The organism is Mesorhizobium humile (genome assembly GCF_033977215.1).
In the GTDB taxonomy this organism is placed as follows: domain Bacteria; phylum Pseudomonadota; class Alphaproteobacteria; order Rhizobiales; family Rhizobiaceae; genus Mesorhizobium; species Mesorhizobium humile.
This window is the reverse complement of the sequence record NZ_JAVIIV010000017.1, coordinates 95,126-111,585: the sequence shown is the minus strand read 5'-3', so window position 1 is coordinate 111,585 and position 16,460 is coordinate 95,126. Positions and strand designations below refer to the sequence as shown.

Annotated in this window: 20 protein-coding genes; 5 read left to right on the top strand and 15 right to left on the bottom strand. The window is 63.7% G+C overall.

From position 1 onward, the window contains the following. Positions 1-28 precede the first annotated feature (28 nt). Both recO and RFM52_RS23425 read right to left on the bottom strand, forming a co-directional pair. A complete protein-coding gene (gene recO / locus RFM52_RS23430) occupies positions 29-787 on the bottom strand; it encodes a DNA repair protein RecO (RefSeq protein ID WP_320294972.1) in 759 nt (252 codons plus the stop codon). A 123-nt stretch (positions 788-910) separates the two neighbouring features. Continuing rightward, a complete protein-coding gene (locus RFM52_RS23425) occupies positions 911-1,375 on the bottom strand; it encodes a MarR family winged helix-turn-helix transcriptional regulator (RefSeq protein ID WP_320294971.1) in 465 nt (154 codons plus the stop codon). A 276-nt stretch (positions 1,376-1,651) separates the two neighbouring features. Here RFM52_RS23425 and RFM52_RS23420 point away from each other — a divergent pair, with 276 nt between their 5' ends. Together RFM52_RS23420 and RFM52_RS23415 are read left to right on the top strand one after the other, a co-directional pair. Then, on the top strand, positions 1,652-2,488 hold the full coding sequence (locus RFM52_RS23420; protein WP_320294970.1) for a p-hydroxycinnamoyl CoA hydratase/lyase: 837 nt from the start codon (positions 1,652-1,654) through the stop codon (positions 2,486-2,488). A 17-nt stretch (positions 2,489-2,505) separates the two neighbouring features. Beyond that, positions 2,506-4,032 (top strand): AMP-binding protein, encoded by a 1,527-nt coding sequence (locus RFM52_RS23415; RefSeq protein ID WP_320294969.1) that lies wholly within the window; start codon positions 2,506-2,508, stop codon positions 4,030-4,032. A 21-nt stretch (positions 4,033-4,053) separates the two neighbouring features. Here the strand turns inward: RFM52_RS23415 and RFM52_RS32860 are convergent, their stop codons facing one another. From RFM52_RS32860 to RFM52_RS23385, 6 genes are all read right to left on the bottom strand, one after another. After that, positions 4,054-4,266 (bottom strand): hypothetical protein, encoded by a 213-nt coding sequence (locus tag RFM52_RS32860; RefSeq protein WP_430699237.1) that lies wholly within the window; start codon positions 4,264-4,266, stop codon positions 4,054-4,056. A gap of 42 nt (positions 4,267-4,308) precedes the next feature. Then, a complete protein-coding gene (gene era / locus RFM52_RS23405; RefSeq protein ID WP_320294968.1) occupies positions 4,309-5,241 on the bottom strand; it encodes a GTPase Era in 933 nt (310 codons plus the stop codon). Continuing rightward, positions 5,226-5,960, bottom strand: a complete 735-nt coding sequence (gene rnc, locus RFM52_RS23400) for a ribonuclease III (RefSeq protein WP_430699242.1) — start codon at positions 5,958-5,960, stop codon at positions 5,226-5,228. The genes era and rnc overlap by 16 nt, the downstream gene beginning before the upstream one ends. Beyond that, a complete protein-coding gene (gene lepB, locus RFM52_RS23395) occupies positions 5,947-6,696 on the bottom strand; it encodes a signal peptidase I (RefSeq protein WP_320294966.1) in 750 nt (249 codons plus the stop codon). The genes rnc and lepB overlap by 14 nt, the downstream gene beginning before the upstream one ends. Positions 6,697-6,775: 79 nt before the next feature. Continuing rightward, complete coding sequence (gene acpS / locus RFM52_RS23390) at positions 6,776-7,189, bottom strand: holo-ACP synthase (RefSeq protein WP_292315576.1); 414 nt, start codon at positions 7,187-7,189, stop codon at positions 6,776-6,778. Further along, complete coding sequence (locus RFM52_RS23385) at positions 7,186-7,773, bottom strand: DUF2062 domain-containing protein (protein ID WP_320294965.1); 588 nt, start codon at positions 7,771-7,773, stop codon at positions 7,186-7,188. The genes acpS and RFM52_RS23385 overlap by 4 nt, the downstream gene beginning before the upstream one ends. 213 nt (positions 7,774-7,986) lie before the next feature. Here RFM52_RS23385 and RFM52_RS23380 point away from each other — a divergent pair, with 213 nt between their 5' ends. After that, positions 7,987-8,502, top strand: coding sequence for a GNAT family N-acetyltransferase (locus RFM52_RS23380; protein WP_320294964.1), 516 nt, complete (start codon positions 7,987-7,989; stop codon positions 8,500-8,502). Here the strand turns inward: RFM52_RS23380 and RFM52_RS23375 are convergent. The 4 genes from RFM52_RS23375 to rpoZ all read right to left on the bottom strand — a co-directional run bounded on the left by RFM52_RS23375 (position 8,495) and on the right by rpoZ (position 12,392). After that, positions 8,495-8,878 (bottom strand): VOC family protein, encoded by a 384-nt coding sequence (locus tag RFM52_RS23375; protein ID WP_320294963.1) that lies wholly within the window; start codon positions 8,876-8,878, stop codon positions 8,495-8,497. The two genes, RFM52_RS23380 and RFM52_RS23375, sit on opposite strands and share 8 nt — an antisense overlap. Positions 8,879-8,953: 75 nt before the next feature. After that, positions 8,954-9,532 carry an orotate phosphoribosyltransferase gene (pyrE, locus tag RFM52_RS23370; protein ID WP_320294962.1) on the bottom strand — a complete coding sequence of 193 codons (579 nt, stop codon included), beginning with the start codon at positions 9,530-9,532 and terminating at the stop codon, positions 8,954-8,956. Between the two features lie 102 nt (positions 9,533-9,634). Then, on the bottom strand, positions 9,635-11,866 hold the full coding sequence (locus RFM52_RS23365) for a RelA/SpoT family protein (RefSeq protein WP_320294961.1): 2,232 nt from the start codon (positions 11,864-11,866) through the stop codon (positions 9,635-9,637). 124 nt (positions 11,867-11,990) lie between these two features. Continuing rightward, entirely contained in the window at positions 11,991-12,392 is a 402-nt protein-coding gene (gene rpoZ, locus RFM52_RS23360; RefSeq protein WP_320294960.1) for a DNA-directed RNA polymerase subunit omega, read from the bottom strand. 305 nt (positions 12,393-12,697) lie between these two features. On the opposite strand from rpoZ, the gene RFM52_RS23355 reads away from it, so the two are divergent. Next, positions 12,698-13,279 (top strand): LabA-like NYN domain-containing protein, encoded by a 582-nt coding sequence (locus tag RFM52_RS23355; protein WP_042637844.1) that lies wholly within the window; start codon positions 12,698-12,700, stop codon positions 13,277-13,279. 12 nt (positions 13,280-13,291) lie between these two features. Next, on the top strand, positions 13,292-13,948 hold the full coding sequence (locus RFM52_RS23350) for a uracil-DNA glycosylase (protein WP_320294959.1): 657 nt from the start codon (positions 13,292-13,294) through the stop codon (positions 13,946-13,948). Here RFM52_RS23350 and RFM52_RS23345 read toward each other — a convergent pair. The 3 genes from RFM52_RS23345 to dapA all read right to left on the bottom strand — a co-directional run bounded on the left by RFM52_RS23345 (position 13,917) and on the right by dapA (position 16,219). Beyond that, positions 13,917-14,660, bottom strand: coding sequence for a glycoside hydrolase family 25 protein (locus tag RFM52_RS23345; RefSeq protein WP_320294958.1), 744 nt, complete (start codon positions 14,658-14,660; stop codon positions 13,917-13,919). The genes RFM52_RS23350 and RFM52_RS23345 overlap by 32 nt on opposite strands. 46 nt (positions 14,661-14,706) lie before the next feature. Then, positions 14,707-15,186, bottom strand: a complete 480-nt coding sequence (gene smpB, locus RFM52_RS23340) for an SsrA-binding protein SmpB (protein ID WP_127877696.1) — start codon at positions 15,184-15,186, stop codon at positions 14,707-14,709. 151 nt (positions 15,187-15,337) lie between these two features. Next, positions 15,338-16,219 carry a 4-hydroxy-tetrahydrodipicolinate synthase gene (gene dapA / locus RFM52_RS23335; protein WP_320294957.1) on the bottom strand — a complete coding sequence of 294 codons (882 nt, stop codon included), beginning with the start codon at positions 16,217-16,219 and terminating at the stop codon, positions 15,338-15,340. Between the last annotated feature and the right edge of the window lie 241 nt (positions 16,220-16,460).

Below are 16,460 nucleotides of genomic sequence, written 5' to 3'. Positions count from 1 at the left end.
GGGCGACATGCATTAGGCGCTTGCCTTGCTATCCTGCTTCGCCCGCAATGGCCTTCACTGCCGCATGATGCCTCCGCAGCGCGGCGAGGAAGCCGGCGCGGGCGTCGGGCGGTTCGAGTCCGCGCGGCTCGTAGACATGGCGGGTAAAGAAGAAGCCGCTCAGCCGGAACGCGTCCTCGAGCGATGCCGCATCGGCGCGCAGGCCGGAGCCGCGCTGCAGGAAGGCCGGCAGCGCCAGCATCTTGTCGTGCCAGGCGGCACCCGCTTCGCGCGACACCGCGCGTCCGGATTTCGGCGAGACATAGGCGAGATCCTGCCTGGTGCCGGTCGCCGCGCACTGGCTGAGGTCGAGGCCGAAGCCCAGTTCATCGAGGATGAGCAGCTCGAAGCGTGCGACCAGCTCGCCCGCCGCATCGGCATCGCCCAGATGGGAGATCATCACGGCAAGCGCCTCATAGAGACCGCCATGAGCGTCGCGCTCCGGCAGGAGCCTGAGATGCGCGGCCATGGTCTGCAGGCCGTAGACGGCGACCGCGCTGTCCATCAGCCGAGCCGCGTTCATCTCGATCGCCTCGGCCTGGAAGATGCCCAGATGCTCGTCGAGCCGTGCCCGCCACAGGAGGTCGACGCGGTTGCCGGGCTGCAGCACCGGCTGCTGCCTGCGCGAGCGCCCTCCCCGCACCAGGCCGAGATGGCGGCCATGCGCGCGCGTCATCACCTCGAGGATGGCGCTGGTTTCGCCATGCTTGCGGGTGCCGAGAACGATTCCCTCGTCGCGCCATTCCATGGACGGGAGCTATTCACCCGTTGCGCGATGAAATCAAGACAAGGCCAAGGGCCGGCCGATCTGCCGCCCGCAAATGATTGCGGCGCCCGAAATCAAGGGCGCCACAATTATTGCATAACAATCTCAGCCTCCCTTGCCGATCCAGACGCGGCGCAGCAGGCGCAGCAGCGTGGCGCGCTCACTCCTTGTCAGGTCGAGAAGAACCCTCTCCTCATGTCTCAGCGCCTGCTGGCGCCATTTCGGCATGGCATTGCGCGCTTCGGCCGTCAGGAACAGGATCTGCACCCGCTTGTCCTCCGCATGGCCGCGGCGCTCGATCAGCCCGCGGTTAGCCAGTTCCGCAATCAACGGCGCCATGTTGGCGCTTTTGATGCCGAGCAAGCGGCCAAGATCGGCGGAACTGATGCCGGGATTCTCATCCACCGTCGCCAGCATCGCGAAGGTCGTCGGACGCAGCGGCACTTCGGCGAACTCAACCTCGAAATCGTTGAGCATGACGACCGAGGCACGGCGCAGATTATAACCAACCAAACTGTCGAGGGCGCGTCTCTCGGCTGTGGATTTTTCCCGACTCTCAATCTTTTCCATGCGTTACCGTTTCGCCGCGAGGGTGCTCCCCGTCAAGAAAAAAGACTATGACAGATAGCAATAACATGCTATGTGCCATAGCAATAATGCTATCTGACATAGCGAATTGGCGCAAGGCAGGGAGGAGCCGGCAGTGCAGCATTCAGCGATTTCCCCCGGCCTTTCCTGCAAATCGAAAGCGGGCGTCGCTCGCCCGCTTACGCGCGCCGAATTGGCAACGAACGCGTTCCCGCAGTCAAAGCGGATGAACGGACAGACTGTACGGGAAAAAGCCAAATGACTTCTGCCATCGAGACTGTCGCCTTCGACGTGGAAAGCGGGATCGCCTGGGTACGTTTCAACCGGCCGGAAAAGCGCAATTGCATGAGCCCGGCTCTCAACCGCCGCATGATGGAGGTTTTGGACGAGTTGGAGTTCCGCGACGATGTTGGCGTTCTGGTGCTTTCGGGCGAAGGAAGCGCCTGGTCGGCTGGAATGGACCTCAAGGAATATTTCCGCGAGACCGAAGCCAAGGGGTTTGGCGCGGTGCGCCGCGCTCAGGCCGAGGCCTATGGCTGGTGGCGTCGCCTGCGCTGGTACCAGAAGCCAACCATTGCGATGGTCAATGGCTGGTGCTTTGGCGGCGGCTATGGTCCGCTCTTTGCCTGCGATCTCGCCTTCGCCGCTGACGAAGCCCAGTTCGCTCTTTCCGAGATCAATTGGGGTATCCTGCCCGGCGGCGGGGCGACCAAGGTGGTCGTCGAGTTGCTGTCGATGCGCGACGCGATGTATCACGCACTGACCGGCGAATTGATCGGCGGCAAGAAGGCGGCCGAATGGAAGCTTGTCAATGAGAGCCTGCCTGCGGCAGATCTGAAGGCGCGTGTGAGTGCGGTGGCAAAAATGCTGCTGAATAAGAATCCGGTTGCGCTCAAGGCGACGAAGGACGCCATCCGCCGCGTTGCCGAGATGACCTATGACAATGCCGAGGACTATCTTGTGCGGGCTCAGGAAGCGGCGAACTTCCACGACAATAACGGCCGCAAGGAAGGCATTCGGCAGTTCATCGACGAGAAGAGCTACAAGCCGGGGCTCGGCGCCTATGACAGGAGCCAGACACCCAAGCAGGACTGACCGGCACTGGGGAGGAGATGCCGATGCCGCACTGGACGACTCCGGATCCCGTGGCGCTTTACGCTCGGTCGCAACCCGACCGCCTTGCATGCGTCGATCTGGCGACGGACCGCCGCTGGACCTATGCGGCGCTGGATGCGGCGATCCAGAGCGCCATCACGGTCCTGGCCGACGGATACGGCCTCACGGCGGGACAGCGGATCGCAGCGATCGCGCGCAACAGCGCGGACCTTTTGATCCTGCAACAGGCAGCCATGCGGATCGGCGCGATCTTCGTGCCGGTCAACTGGCGGCTCTCATCGGCAGAGCAGCTGGCCGTCCTCGACGATTGCGAGCCGGCCCTGCTCGTCCGCGACGAAGCAGCGCCATGGCAGCCGCCGCGGCAAGGTCGCGCCACCGTCGAGGTCGGCGCCTTTGCTGCCGACATCGTCGCGGCACCGCCAGCGCCTCGCCGTGCCCTGCCCTCGGTCGATGCGACGTCGATCATCCTTTACACATCCGGCACGTCGGGACGCTCCAAAGGGGTCATCCTCACCGAGCGGAACGCGCTCGCAACGGCGATCAACTTCGGCGTGCTGGGGCGGGTAGGCAATCGCAGCGTCTTTCTGTGCGATACTCCGATGTTTCACGTGATCGGGCTGATCACCAGCTTGCGGCCGCCCTTGCTGCAAGGGGCGACGGTTCTGATTTCCCCCGGCTTCGATGCCGGTGTGACGAACAGGCGCCTCGCCGACCCCGAACTCGGGGTGACGCACTATTTCTGCGTGCCACAAATGGCGAAAATGCTGAGGGAGCAAGCGGATTTCGCCCCCTCCCGCTGGACGTCGCTCACCGCGCTATTCACCGGCGGCGCGCCAAATCCGGCCGCCAACATCCGCTGGTGGCTCGATCAGGGAATCCTGATGGTCGACGGCTACGGCATGACGGAAGCAGGTACGGTTCTCGGCATGCCGATCGACCCGCAGGTGATCGCCGCGAAAGCAGGATCGGCAGGACTGGCGGCCCCCATGCTTTCGATGCGCCTTGTTGGCGCTGACGAACGCGATGTGGCACCGGGCGAGCCGGGCGAACTCTGGATCGCGGGTCCAAACGTCACCCCGGGCTATTGGAACCGCGCCAACGAGACGGCGAACGCCTTCAGCGCCGATGGCTGGTTTCGCACCGGCGATATCGGCCGCATGGACGAGGACGGTTTCGTCACCCTCATCGACCGCCGCAAGGACATGTTCATCTCAGGTGGCGAAAATGTCTACCCGGCCGAAGCAGAGGCAGCCTTGCTCGATCATCCCGACATTGCCGAGGTTGCAGTGATCGGCGTAGCCGACGCGCAGTGGGGTGAGGTCGGCCGCGCCTATGTGGTGATGAAGCCGGGCCGTCGCCTCGATGCGATGGCGCTTGCCAGCCACTGCGCCGCGCGCATCGCCCGTTACAAGGTGCCCAAGACCTTCTGTCCGTTGGACGCCCTGCCACGCACGGCCTCGGGCAAGATCCAGAAGCATGTGCTGCGGGCGCGGGAAGAAGCAGGGTCAGACGCTTTCATCTGACGCACGCCGTGCATGCTGTCCTCAAGCCCGGCGCCCGTGATCCGCCAGCACCTCGCCGATCACTTGGCGCTGCCTTTCCACCTCGGCCTGGTTGGTGTCGCCAAGATGAAATGTGCGGTTGTCCCAGCCGCCGAAAGCGACCGGGCTGACCGGCAGATGCCTCCATTCAGGGAACTGCGTATCGACCAGCCGGCGCACGAGATCGCCATCTATGGTCGGTTGCGGGCCATCCATGTCGTTATCCCAAAGCCGCTTCGCGCTTTTGGGCGGCAGGCATCAATGGGGAAACTCCAGCCCCATCTCGCGGTAGCGCTCGGGGTCGTCGCCCCAGTTCTCGCGCACCTTCACGAACAGGAAGAGGTGCACCTTCTGTTCGAGAATGGCAGCAATCTCCATCCGCGCGGCTTGCCCGATGGCGCGGATCGTCTCGCCCTTGTGGCCGAGCACGATCTTCTTCTGACTGTCGCGCTCGACATAGATGACCTGCTCGATGCGCACCGAGCCGTCCTTCTTCTCTTCCCACTTCTCCGTCTCGATATGCGAGGAATAGGGAAGCTCCTGATGCAGTCTCAAATAGAGCTTTTCGCGCGTGATCTCGGCTGCGAGCTGGCGCATCGGCAGGTCGGAAATCTGGTCTTCCGGATAATACCAGGGACCGGGTGGAAGCGTCTCGGCGAGATAGTCGAGCAGGTCCTTGCAACCGGAACCGGTGAGCGCGGAGACCATGAAGGTTCGCTTGAACGGCACGCGTTCGTTCGCGGTCGCGGCCAGCGCAAGAAGCGTTTCCGGCTTGACGCGATCGACCTTGTTGAGGACCAGAAGCATCGGCTGCCGGACGTCCTTCAGCCGGTCGAGTATGGCATCGGCGTCGCCCTTGATGCCGCGCTCGGCATCGATCAGAAGCACGACGACATCGGCATCCTTGGCGCCGCCCCAGGCGGTCGTCACCATCGCGGTGTCCAGCCGCCGTTTCGGCTTGAAGATGCCGGGCGTGTCGACGAAGACGATCTGCGCGTTGTCATGCGTGGCGATGCCGCGCACGATGGCGCGGGTGGTCTGCACTTTGTGGGTGACGATCGACACCTTGGCGCCGACCAGTTGGTTGACCAGCGTCGACTTGCCGGCATTGGGCGCGCCGATCAGCGCGACGAAGCCGGAACGCGTCGCGGGAGCTTCAGAGGTTTCCGTTTCTGTCATGCCGCGCTCCATACGCCCTCGCGCAGCAAAAGGGTAGCCGCCGCGGCCTGCTCGGCCTCGCGCTTGGAGCGGCCGCTGCCGGTCGCGGGAGCGAAAGCGCCGACCTTGACGCTGACCGTGAACAGCGGGTCGTGGTCCGGCCCCTCGCGGCCGTCGATGCGATAGGCCGGTACGGCGCCGGCGGCTGCCTGGTGCGCCCATTCCTGCAATTCGGTCTTGGCGTCGCGGCGGGCAGCGCCGATCGCCTGCGAGCGCGGCTGCCAGTAGCGGTGGATGAACGCACGGGCAGCCTCAAGGCCACCATCCAGGTAAAGCACGGCAATCAGCGATTCCAGCGCATCGGCGCGCAGATTGGTGCGCTTGCGCCCCTCGAGGTTGCGCACGTCTGAACCGGCGCGGACGAGTTCCGGCAGGCCGATCTGTTCGGAGATTTCCGAGAGCGCCTCGGCGTTGACCAACGCGTTGAGACGCAGCGACAGCTCGCCCTCGGCGGCATCGGGAAAGGCCGCGAGCAGCATGTCGGCCACGACAAGGCCAAGAACGCGGTCGCCCAGGAATTCGAAACGCTCATAGTCGACGCCGGCATGGGTCGAACGGGCGCTGGCATGGGTCAGCGCCCGCTGCAGGCGCTGGCGGTCGGCGAAGACATGGCCGGTACGCTCGACAAGCGCTTCGGCGAGGGCATCGGCGGTCAAACGCTTGCTGGCCGCCATCGCTCTAGTGGACGAAATGGAACAGGCGCCCGGCGCGCATCAGCGACGGCCACTTCCAGATCTCGAGCGGGCTCGCCTTGCCGGCGATCGAGAAGAAGATGAGGTTGGCGCGACCGACAAGGTTCTCGGCCGGCACATAGCCGACGGCGAAGCGGCTGTCGGACGAATTGTCGCGATTGTCGCCCATCATGAAATAATGCCCGGCCGGCACGACGAATTCGCGCGTGTTGTCGCCGATCGAATCGGAATTGATGTCGAGCGTGTCGTAGCTGACGCCGTTCGGCAGCGTTTCACGATAGACGTCGATCGGCCGGTTTTCCTCGGTGACGTCGGGATTGTCGATCTGACCGGTCTTCACGCGCGGCACGCCGACGTCGTTGATGAAAAGCTGGCCGTTCTTCACTTGGATCTTGTCGCCGGGCAGGCCGACGACGCGCTTGATGTAGTCGACCGAGGGATCCGGCGGGAACTTGAACACCACCACGTCGCCGCGCGTGGGCTCCGAGCCCCAGATACGGCCGGAGAAGAGATCGGGACCGAATGGCAGCGAGTAGCGCGAATAGCCATAAGCCCATTTGGTGACGAAGAGATAGTCGCCTTCGAGCAGCGTCGGCCGCATCGAGCCCGACGGGATGGAGAAGGGCTGGAAGAGCAGCGTGCGAATGACGAGCGCGAGCAGCAGAGCCTGGATGATGACGGAGAAGGTTTCACCAAGCCCGCCGGATTTCTTCTGCGATTTTTCAGCCACGCTCATGTCGTCCTCGATTGTGCGATGTTTGTATAGAGTCTCGGCGGGCGCTGGGCAACGTCATGCCGCTCGTGGTCAGATGGAATCAATGTGGCGCTTGTTCGGCGGGCACCGCCTCGATGATCACAAAGGCTTGAGCAAGCGGAAAATCGTCGGTGATGGTGAGATGGATGAGCGCGCGGTGGCCTTTCGGCAGGATTTTCTCCAGCCTGGCCGCGGCGCCGCCGGTCAGCGCCATTGTCGGCGCGCCGCTCGGCAGGTTGACCACGCCCATGTCGCGCCAGAACACGCCCTCGGCCATGCCGGTGCCCAACGCCTTGGCGCAGGCCTCCTTGGCGGCGAAGCGCTTGGCATAGGAGGCGGCGCGGGCGGCGCGTCTTTCCGACTTGGCCTGTTCGACCTCGGTATAGATGCGCTGGACGAAGCGCTGGCCGTGCCGCTCAAGCGATTTTTCAATGCGTCTGATGTCGATCAGGTCGCTGCCGATGCCGATGATCATTCCGCCGGCACTTCCCGTCCGCCCTGCCGCGCCTTCTTCTCCGCGCGCTCGGCCATGCGCTTCCTGCGCTGCTCGCGAAACACGGTCATGCCCCAGCGCGTGATGGCGTAGAACACCAGCCCGAAGACGAGGCCGAGCGGCACCGCGCCGATCAGCATCGGCTCCAGAACCGGGTGCCAGAGCTTCGCGAAGGAAAGCTTGTGCATCATTTCGCCCAGATGCTCGGGCGGGCCGTGCTTCGGCAGGTGCTCATGCAGGATCAGTTTGCCGGTTTCCCAGGACGCCCCCCACAAAAGCGGGAAGGTCAGCGGATTGCCGAAGAACACAGCGCCAAGTGCGGCCGCGACCAGGTTGCCGGCGATGATCCAGCACAGCACGGCGGCGACGATGAAGTGGAAACCAAGCGGGAAGAAGGAGGCAAAGACGCCCGCGGCGACGCCGGCGGCGACGGAATGCGGCGTCGCCTTCAGCCGCAGGATGCGCTTGGAGAAATACTGCACGGAACGCGAGAACGAGCGGCGCGGCCATAGATAAGTACGCACCCGCTCCAGGAGGCCATCAGGCTCTCGGCGTCGAAAAAGCACTCTCTTCCAGTTCCCGGTCCAACACGCGCTGCCCCTGCCCACCGGGACGCGCCAACACATCTTGCGCTTCGATGGCGCAGAAAGGCAACAAGACTCTGATATAGCGACGACCAGGCCGCGCAACAACGAAACGCCGCCGCGATGGTCTGCCGCAGGCTGTAACAACCACGTCATTCTGGCGAAACTGAGGAAAACAACCAGGATGCGGAGCCGATGATCACCATTCGACCGGCGCAGGCCGAGGACGCCGAGGTACTGCCGCAGATCGAGCAGTCGGCCGGGGAAGCGTTCCGCGCCATTCCCGAACTGGCGTGGCTCGCCGACGGCGACAATGTCAGCGTCGAGCGGCACTGCGCGCTGATCGCCGCGGGCGCATGCTGGGTCGCCGCCGACGGGAAGGACCGGCCGGTCGGCTTCCTGAGCGCCGGGATCGAGGACGATGTGCTGCACATCTGGGAATTGGACGTGAGCCTCGACCGGCAGGGCCAAGGCATCGGCCGCGCGCTGCTTGAACGGGCGGTCGCGGACGCCAGGCGGCGCGGACTGGCGGCGGTGACGCTGACCACGTTTCGCGCCGTCGCCTGGAACGCGCCCTTCTATCGCAAGTTCGGATTTCGCGCCCTGGAAGGCGTCGAGATCGACGGACGGCTGGCCGGCCTGCTCGCCGACGAGGCCGAGCACGGCATGCCCTCGGACCAGCGCTGCGCCATGCGGCTCGACCTCAGGTAAGCCGATACTCGCTGACCTCGACCAGATTGTCGTCGGGATCGCGGAAATAGACCGACATCAACGGGCCGCGCGCGCCGATGCGCTCGACCGGACCGACTTCGATCGCGACGCCATGGGCCTCGAGACTGGCTTGGACCTCGGCAAGCGGCACCGCCGCCACGAGGCAGAAATCGCCGGAACCCGGCGTCGGCGTCCTTGCCTTTGGCTCGAATGTGCGTCCGACTTCGTGCAGGTTGATTTTCTGCGGACCGAACAGAAGCGCGGTCGGCCGGTTCGGTTCATCGAGCCGCCGCATGCCGAGCACCCGCCCGTAGAAGTCGCAGGTCGCTTCCACCGAGCGGACCGTCAGCACGAAATGGTCGATGCCTGCTATCATCGCGATCTCGACATACGCCGCTGGCAGCGAGATTCAAGCCGCGCGCTCAAGCGCTTGTTTTTGCACATCACGACGTCAGATGTTGCGGCTTCCAGGCTTAACGGCCGGAATGGCGGCGAGTTCCGGCGGCAAGCGGTCTGCGGGATAGGCCGGCACCTCATATTCGGCAAGCGCGATCAGCGGCACGCCGACATCGGTCTTGCCGGCGGAGCGGTCGATGATGCAAGCGGCCGCCACCACCTCGGCGCCAAGCTCGCGCAGGCAGTCGATGGTCTCGCGGATCGACAGGCCGGTGGTGACGATGTCCTCGACGATGACGACGCGCGAGCCTTCGGCGATCTCGAAGCGGCGGAGCCTGAATTCGCCGCCCTCCCGCTCGACCCAGATGGCCGGCGCGCCGAGATGACGCGAAGTTTCATAGGCCGGGATCAGGCCGCCGATCGCCGGGCCGACGACGTAATCGATGCGTCCCGGCACCGCCTTGCGGATCTTTTGCGCGAGCGCCTTGCACAGGCGCTCGGTCTTGTCGGCATGCATGAAGACCCGCGCCTTCTGCAGGAAGACCGGACTGCGCAAGCCGGACGTCAGGATGAAATGACCTTCGAGAACGGCGCCGGCCTCACGGAAAATGCCCAGCACTTCGTCGGTATTCATTGTTTGCTCCATGCCCATGGCGGGTGGTGAATGGTGAATGGTGAATGGTAGTGAGAGCATCTTCCATTCACTATTCACTATTCACTATTCACTATTCACTATTCACCCATTCACACGCCGCGCATCGCTGACGCTCGAATTGTCCTTCAGCTGCGACAGCAGCCGGTTGAGATGCTTCAGGTCCCAGACCTCGAGGTCAATCAGCATCTCGGTGAAATCGGGCGCCGTGCGTATCATCGACAGCGTGTGGATGTTGGCGTCGTTGGATGCGACGACCTGAGCGATGTCGGCCAACGAACCCGGCGCATTGATGGCGGTGACCGAGATGCGCGCCGGGAAACGTTCCTTGGTGCGTTCGTCGATATCCCAGCGCACGTCGATCCAGCGCTCGGGCTGATCGTCAAAGGCCTGCAGCGCCGGCGACTGGATCGGATAGATGGTGATGCCGGTTCCCGGCTGGATGATGCCGACGATGCGGTCGCCGGGCACCGCACCTTCCGGCGCGAAACGCACCGGCAGGTCGCCACGCACGCCGCGGATCGGCACAGCGCCATCACGCGGCTGGTCCTTGTCCTTGCGCGCAGCCCGAGTGCCGGGCATCTGGAACAGCATGCCGGCGGCGTTGCGGATCTTCGACCAGCCCTCCTCGCGCTGCTTGGGCGGCGCGACTGTGACACGCTCGTCCTTATAGTCGGGGAAGACCGCTTTCATGACATCGGTGGAGCTCAGCTCGCCACGACCGACCGAGGCCAACACGTCCTCGATATCCTTGCGCGCCAGCCGGTGCAGCACCGGCTTCAGGCTCTCCTTGGTGAAAGTCTTGCCGGCGCGCTCGAAGGCGCGCTCCAGGATGCGGGCGCCGAGGCCAGAATACTGCTTGCGGATCGCATTCTTGGTGGCGCGGCGGATGGCGGCCCGCGCCTTGCCGGTGACCACGACCGATTCCCAGGCGGCGGGCGGCACCTGAGCCTTGGAGCGGATGATCTCGACCTCGTCGCCATTCTTCAGTTCCGTCATCAGCGGCATGATGCGGCCATTGACCTTGGCGCCGACGCAGGTGTCGCCGACATCGGTGTGGACGGCATAGGCGAAGTCGATCGGGGTGGCGCCCCGCGGCAGCGCGATCAGCATGCCCTTGGGCGTGAAGCAGAACACCTGGTCCTGGAACAGCTCCAGCTTGGTGTTCTCGAGGAAATCCTCCGGATTGTCGCCTTCGGCCAGTTGCTCGATGGTGCGCCGCAGCCAGGCATAGGCGTTGGTTTCCCTGGAGATCGCATGGGCGGCGCCATTCATCTTGCCGCCGCTGTCCTTGTAGATCGAATGCGCGGCGACGCCATATTCGGCGATCTTGTTCATCTCCCTGGTGCGGATCTGCAATTCGACGCGCTGGCGCGACGGCCCGACGATGGTGGTGTGGATGGACCGGTAGTCGTTCTGCTTCGGCGTCGAGATGTAATCCTTGAAGCGGCCGGGCACCATCGACCAGGTGGTGTGGATGGCGCCAAGCGCGCGGTAGCAATCGTCGACCGAATCGACGACGACGCGGAAGCCGAAGATGTCGGAGAGCTGCTCGAAGGAGAGCGCCTTGGCCTCCATCTTGCGGAACACCGACCACGGCTTCTTCTGCCGGCTCTTCACGCTCGCCTTGATAGCGTGTTTGTCGAACAGGCCCGACAGCGCCGTCTCGATCTCCTGCAGGACGCCCTTGTTGCGCTCGAAAATCTCGGCGAGCCTCGCGGTGACGGCGCGATAAGCCTCCGGATTGATGTAGCGGAAGGCGATTTCCTCCAGTTCCTCGCGCATGCCTTGCATGCCCATGCGCCCGGCCAGAGGCGCATAGATGTCCATCGTCTCCTCGGCGATGCGCAGGCGCTTGGCCTCCGGCATATGGTCGAGGGTGCGCATGTTGTGCAGGCGGTCGGCGAGCTTGACGAGCAGGACGCGGACGTCCTCGGAGATTGCGAGCAGCAGCTTGCGCAGGTTCTCCGCCTGCTCGGCCTTCTTCGAGACCAGATCGAGCTTCTTCAGCTTGGTGAGCCCCTCGACCAGCTTGCCCATCTCGGGGCCGAAGAGCTCGTCGATCTCGGCCCTGGTCGCGGTCGTGTCCTCGATCGTGTCATGCAACAACGCGACGGCAATGGTCGCCTCGTCCATATGCATGTCGGTGAGGATGGCGGCGACTTCGAGCGGATGCGAGAAATAGGGATCGCCCGAGGCGCGCTTCTGGTGGCCATGCTTCTGCATGGCATAGACGTAAGCCTTGTTGAGCAGCGCTTCGTTGACGTCAGGCTTGTAGCGCTGGACGCGCTCGACAAGCTCATACTGACGCATCATGGGCGGGATCTCGCGGTGCTGAAATGATTGATGCGCCGCACTGGTGTGCGACGCATCTCATAGATAGCCACGAAACCTAAGATACGGAAGTCCTGGATGGTTGATCCAACCGGGACAAAAGCTCTTAGTAGTCGTCGCTCTTTTCCGGCGGCACCAGACCTTCGATGCCGGCGAGCAGGTCTTCCTCGCTCATGCGGTCGAAAGTGATGTTTTCCTCGGCGTCGTCCGTGTCGGCTGCAACAGCGGTCGCGCCGGTCTGGTCGGCGATCGCCTCGCCCTCGGCTTCCGGCTCGTCGACCTCGACATGCTTCTGCAGCGAGTGGATCAGGTCTTCCTTGAGGTCGTCGGGAGAAAGCGTCTCGTCGGCGATCTCGCGCAGCGCGATGACCGGGTTCTTGTCATTGTCGCGCGGAACGGTGATCTGCGCGCCCTGGCTGATCTGGCGGGCGCGATGGCCGGCGAGCAGCACGAGTTCAAAACGGTTGTCGACCTTGTCGATGCAATCTTCAACGGTTACGCGGGCCATGGACTGCCCCTTTCATGCGATGGATTTGATGGAAAGCTGGCGCGCTCCATAACGCGGGCGCGGCCGAAATACAAGCTTTATGGCGGCCGCGTCAGCTTTGCGGGCCTTTGCCCGGCTCATCATCTCGCCACGCCATGATGCGGCTCACATAGTCGCGATCACAATTGCTTGCAATGCAGCGGCCTGCCCTTGGATATCCACAAATTGCGCGTTATCTCGGATGTGACGGCACCGAGGCCCATTTTGTCGGACCTATTCGTCAAACACTTTTAGACGACAGAAATTTTCGAAAGGGATGTTTTTCAATGTTCGATCCCCGTGAAAAGATCGCTCTTTTCATCGACGGCGCCAATCTGTACGCCACTTCCCGCGCGCTGGGCTTCGACATCGACTACCGCAAGCTCCTGTCGAGCTTCCAGAAGCGCGGCTACCTGCTGCGCGCCTACTATTACACCGCGCTGGTCGAGGATCAGGAATATTCATCGATCCGGCCGCTGATCGACTGGCTCGACTATAACGGCTTCAAGGTGGTGACGAAGCCCGCCAAGGAATTCACCGACTCGACCGGCCGCCGCAAGATCAAGGGCAATATGGACATCGAGCTCACCGTCGATGCGCTGGAGCTCGCCGATGTCGTCGACCACTATGTGATCTTTTCCGGCGACGGCGACTTCCGCACGCTGGTCGAAGCGCTGCAGCGACGCGGCCGCAAGGTGTCGATCATCTCGACCATGGCCTCGCAGCCGCCGATGATCTCCGACGACCTGCGCCGCCAGGCCGATCATTTCATCGACCTGATGACGCTGAAGAGCGAAGTCGGCCGCGACCCATCCGAGCGGCCCGCGCGCCGGCCGGAGCCCGCCGAAGTCGACGAGGACGATTATTGACAGGCGGCGGCCTTGAGCGCCGCGCCCTCCCCCGAACCCAGCCATGACTGCCCGCTCTGCCCGCGGCTGCATGATTTCATCGCCGCCTGGCGCGAGCGCGAGCCCGGCTGGTTCAACGCGCCGGTGCCGACCTTCCTGCCGCCGGAGGGTGAAGATTCGGTCCGCCTGTTGATCGTCGGGCTGGCGCCCGGCCTGCGCGGGGCCAACCGCACGGGACGCCCCTTCACCGGCGACTATGCCGGCGACCTGCTCTACGGCACGATGATCGCGCACGGCCTCGCGCGCGGCGAGTTCAAGGCAAGGCCGGATGACGGGCTCGCGCTTGTCGGCACCGCCATCACCAATGCGGTGCGCTGCGTGCCGCCGGAGAACAAGCCGGTGGGCGCCGAGATCGCCACCTGCCGGACTTTTCTAAAACCGACGATCGCGCGCTTCCCCAATCTCAGCGCCATACTGACGCTGGGCTCGATCGCGCACCAGTCGACGGTGCGGGCACTCGGCGAGCGCGCCGCGGCCATTCCATTCCGTCATGGCGGCCGGCAGCAGGCCGGCGGCATCGCGCTGTTTTCGAGCTATCACTGCTCGCGCTACAACACCAATACGGGCGTGCTGACGGAAGAGATGTTCGTCAATGTGTTCAAGGAGATTGCGGCGTTCCTGAAGAACTAGATTCAGGCGCAGCGCCAAACAGTTCGCTCAGCCTCGCCGGTCCCCCCTTCAACACGTTCAGGTCTACATCGCCGTCGATGCCGTCGACGCGGCCGGTATCGAGATATTGCCAATAGACCCAATCCTCCTCTTTCGGCGGCATTGCCAGCGAGCGCAGCCAGCGTTCGCGAACCGCTATATGAGCGGAATAGGCCGGCGCCGCCTCGCCGGTGATGTAGATGATGGCCGGCTTGCCAAAGGCCGCCTCGACCGGGGCCAGGAATGCAACGAGTTCCGCGTTCAGCTCAGCGGGTGACGGGCGTCGCGGGCAATTGCCATGGAACTCGATATCGACGACCGGCGGCAAAAGCTGCTCGCCGCTCGGCACGGCCGAGATGAAGTTCTTCGCCTGGTCGGCGCCCGGGCGGCAGAAGGTGAAGAAGTGATAGGCGCCGACCGCGAGCCCGGCGGCGCGCGCCTCACGCAGATTGGTCGCAAAGGTATCATCGACATGGTCGCCGCCTTCGGTCGCCTTGATGATGGCGAAGGTCACATCGTCGGCTGCAACGCGCTGCCAGTCGATCTTGCCCTGATGGTGCGAAACGTCGACGCCTCTTATGGGGAACTTGGCACGATCCGGTGGAAAGGCGCGGGGCCGCAAAAAGCTCTCTATCCCGACCGCAAGCGCCAGAAAGACGAAAGCCAGAGCCAGGACAATCAGCCGGTTCCTCAAGCCTTGGCCCCCTGCTCGCCTTGCCTGGATCTATCACCGATAGTCTTTAACCGCGCTCCTTCAGCAGCCGGCCCTTCTCGCGCGACCAGTCGCGCTGCTTTTCGGTTTCGCGCTTGTCGTGCAGCTTCTTGCCGCGGGCAACGGCGAGCAGCAGCTTGGCGCGGCCGCGGTCGTTGAAATAGATCTTCAGCGGCACCAGCGTCATGCCTTCGCGCTCGACGCTTTGCGAGAGCTTGGCCATCTCGCGCTTGGAGACCAGCAATTTGCGGCGCCGGCGCGGCTCGTGGTTGAAGCGGTTGGCCTGCAGATATTCCGGCAGGTAGGAATTGATCAGCCAGATCTCGCCGCCTTCAGCCGAGGCGTAGCTCTCCTGGATGTTGGCCTGGCCCTGGCGCAGCGACTTGACCTCGGTGCCGGTCAGCACCAAGCCGGTCTCGATCGTGTCGAGCACCTCGTAGGAAAAGCGCGCCTTGCGGTTCTCGGCGACCGTCCTGTTGTTGGGGTCGGCTTTCTTGACTTGATTCATGACGTCCAGAGTCCGTTTCGAAACTCGCTCCTGCGAGTCAGATGATGGCGTCATCGAGAACCGGAGCGGAGCGTACATATAGTACGTGAGCACCGGAAGCGCAGGTGGCGCCTTCAGATGGCCGCAGGAGTAGAGTTTCCAAACGGGCTCGCTAATTAATCAAGCCGGCGTGCTTGAGCGCCGCGTCGATCTTTTCCGCGGTCGAAGCCTCGACCGCCACAAGCGGCGAACGCACCACGTTCTCGACCTTGCCCAGCTTCGACAACGCGTATTTCGACCCGGAAACGCCGGGCTCCATGAAGATCGCCTTGTGCAACGGCAGCAGCCGGTCCTGCAGTTCGAGCGCCTTGGCGCTGTCGCCGGAAAGCGTGGCTTCCTGGAATTCGGAACAGAGGCGCGGCGCGACATTCGAGGTGACCGAAATACAGCCGACACCGCCATGAGCGTTGAAGCCGAGCGCGGAAGCATCCTCGCCGGAAAGCTGGATGAAATCCTTGCCGCAGGTCATGCGCTGCTCGGAGACGCGCTCGACCTTGCCGGTCGCGTCCTTGACGCCGGCAATGTTCTTGAAGTCGTGGCGCAGCCTGCCCATCGTCTCCGGCGTCATGTCGATGACCGAACGTGGCGGGATGTTGTAGATGATGATCGGCAGCCTGGTCGCCCTGGCGACGGCGGCAAAATGCTCGTAGAGGCCGCGCTGGGTGGGCTTGTTGTAGTAAGGCGTGACGACAAGGGCGGCATCGGCGCCGGCCTTTTCGGCGTATTGCACCAGCCCGACGGCTTCCTCGGTGTTGTTGGAGCCCGCGCCGGCCACGACCGGCACCCTGCCCTTGGCCACCTCGATGCAGACCTTGACGACCTGACGGTGCTCGTCATGCGACAGCGTCGGCGACTCGCCGGTGGTGCCGACGGGTACCAGACCCTTGGTGCCCTCGGCGATCTGCCATTCGACAAATGCGCGAAAGGCTTTCTCGTCGAAGCGCCCGCTCTTTTCGAACGGTGTCACGAGCGCGGTGAGCGAGCCTCTCAGCATGTCGTCCAAACTCCTTGGAACTATCGGGAACGTATCAGGTTTTAGCGTTCGGTTTATTTGCGCGCCTTCTAGCGGAAAGCGAAGCCGCGCACCATAGTCTCGACATGGTTCGGCGGCAAGCATGGCAATAGTGCCAGCGGGGGCAATTCGAACGGCCTCGATAACCTTTTGTTTACGAGCCCTTCACCACCTAAGTTTAGAGTCTGTTTAGGCTTTCAAGGCCGTACCCGCTGACGATGTG

Bases quoted from the DNA above. Each gene is read 5' to 3' on its own strand.
- pyrE (WP_320294962.1), bottom strand. From the start codon at position 9,532: ATGAATACCGACGAAGTGCTGGGCATTTTCCGTGAGGCCGGCGCCGTT.
- rpoZ (WP_320294960.1), bottom strand. From the start codon at position 12,392: ATGGCCCGCGTAACCGTTGAAGATTGCATCGACAAGGTCGACAACCGT.
- RFM52_RS23425 (WP_320294971.1), bottom strand. From the start codon at position 1,375: ATGGAAAAGATTGAGAGTCGGGAAAAATCCACAGCCGAGAGACGCGCC.
- RFM52_RS23420 (WP_320294970.1), top strand. From the start codon at position 1,652: ATGACTTCTGCCATCGAGACTGTCGCCTTCGACGTGGAAAGCGGGATC.
- lepB (WP_320294966.1), bottom strand. From the start codon at position 6,696: ATGAGCGTGGCTGAAAAATCGCAGAAGAAATCCGGCGGGCTTGGTGAA.
- dapA (WP_320294957.1), bottom strand. From the start codon at position 16,219: ATGCTGAGAGGCTCGCTCACCGCGCTCGTGACACCGTTCGAAAAGAGC.
- recO (WP_320294972.1), bottom strand. From the start codon at position 787: ATGGAATGGCGCGACGAGGGAATCGTTCTCGGCACCCGCAAGCATGGC.
- smpB (WP_127877696.1), bottom strand. From the start codon at position 15,186: ATGAATCAAGTCAAGAAAGCCGACCCCAACAACAGGACGGTCGCCGAG.
- RFM52_RS23415 (WP_320294969.1), top strand. From the start codon at position 2,506: ATGCCGATGCCGCACTGGACGACTCCGGATCCCGTGGCGCTTTACGCT.
- era (WP_320294968.1), bottom strand. From the start codon at position 5,241: ATGGAGCGCGGCATGACAGAAACGGAAACCTCTGAAGCTCCCGCGACG.
- RFM52_RS23380 (WP_320294964.1), top strand. From the start codon at position 7,987: ATGATCACCATTCGACCGGCGCAGGCCGAGGACGCCGAGGTACTGCCG.
- RFM52_RS23365 (WP_320294961.1), bottom strand. From the start codon at position 11,866: ATGATGCGTCAGTATGAGCTTGTCGAGCGCGTCCAGCGCTACAAGCCT.
- RFM52_RS23375 (WP_320294963.1), bottom strand. From the start codon at position 8,878: ATGATAGCAGGCATCGACCATTTCGTGCTGACGGTCCGCTCGGTGGAA.
- acpS (WP_292315576.1), bottom strand. From the start codon at position 7,189: ATGATCATCGGCATCGGCAGCGACCTGATCGACATCAGACGCATTGAA.
- RFM52_RS32860 (WP_430699237.1), bottom strand. From the start codon at position 4,266: ATGGATGGCCCGCAACCGACCATAGATGGCGATCTCGTGCGCCGGCTG.
- RFM52_RS23355 (WP_042637844.1), top strand. From the start codon at position 12,698: ATGTTCGATCCCCGTGAAAAGATCGCTCTTTTCATCGACGGCGCCAAT.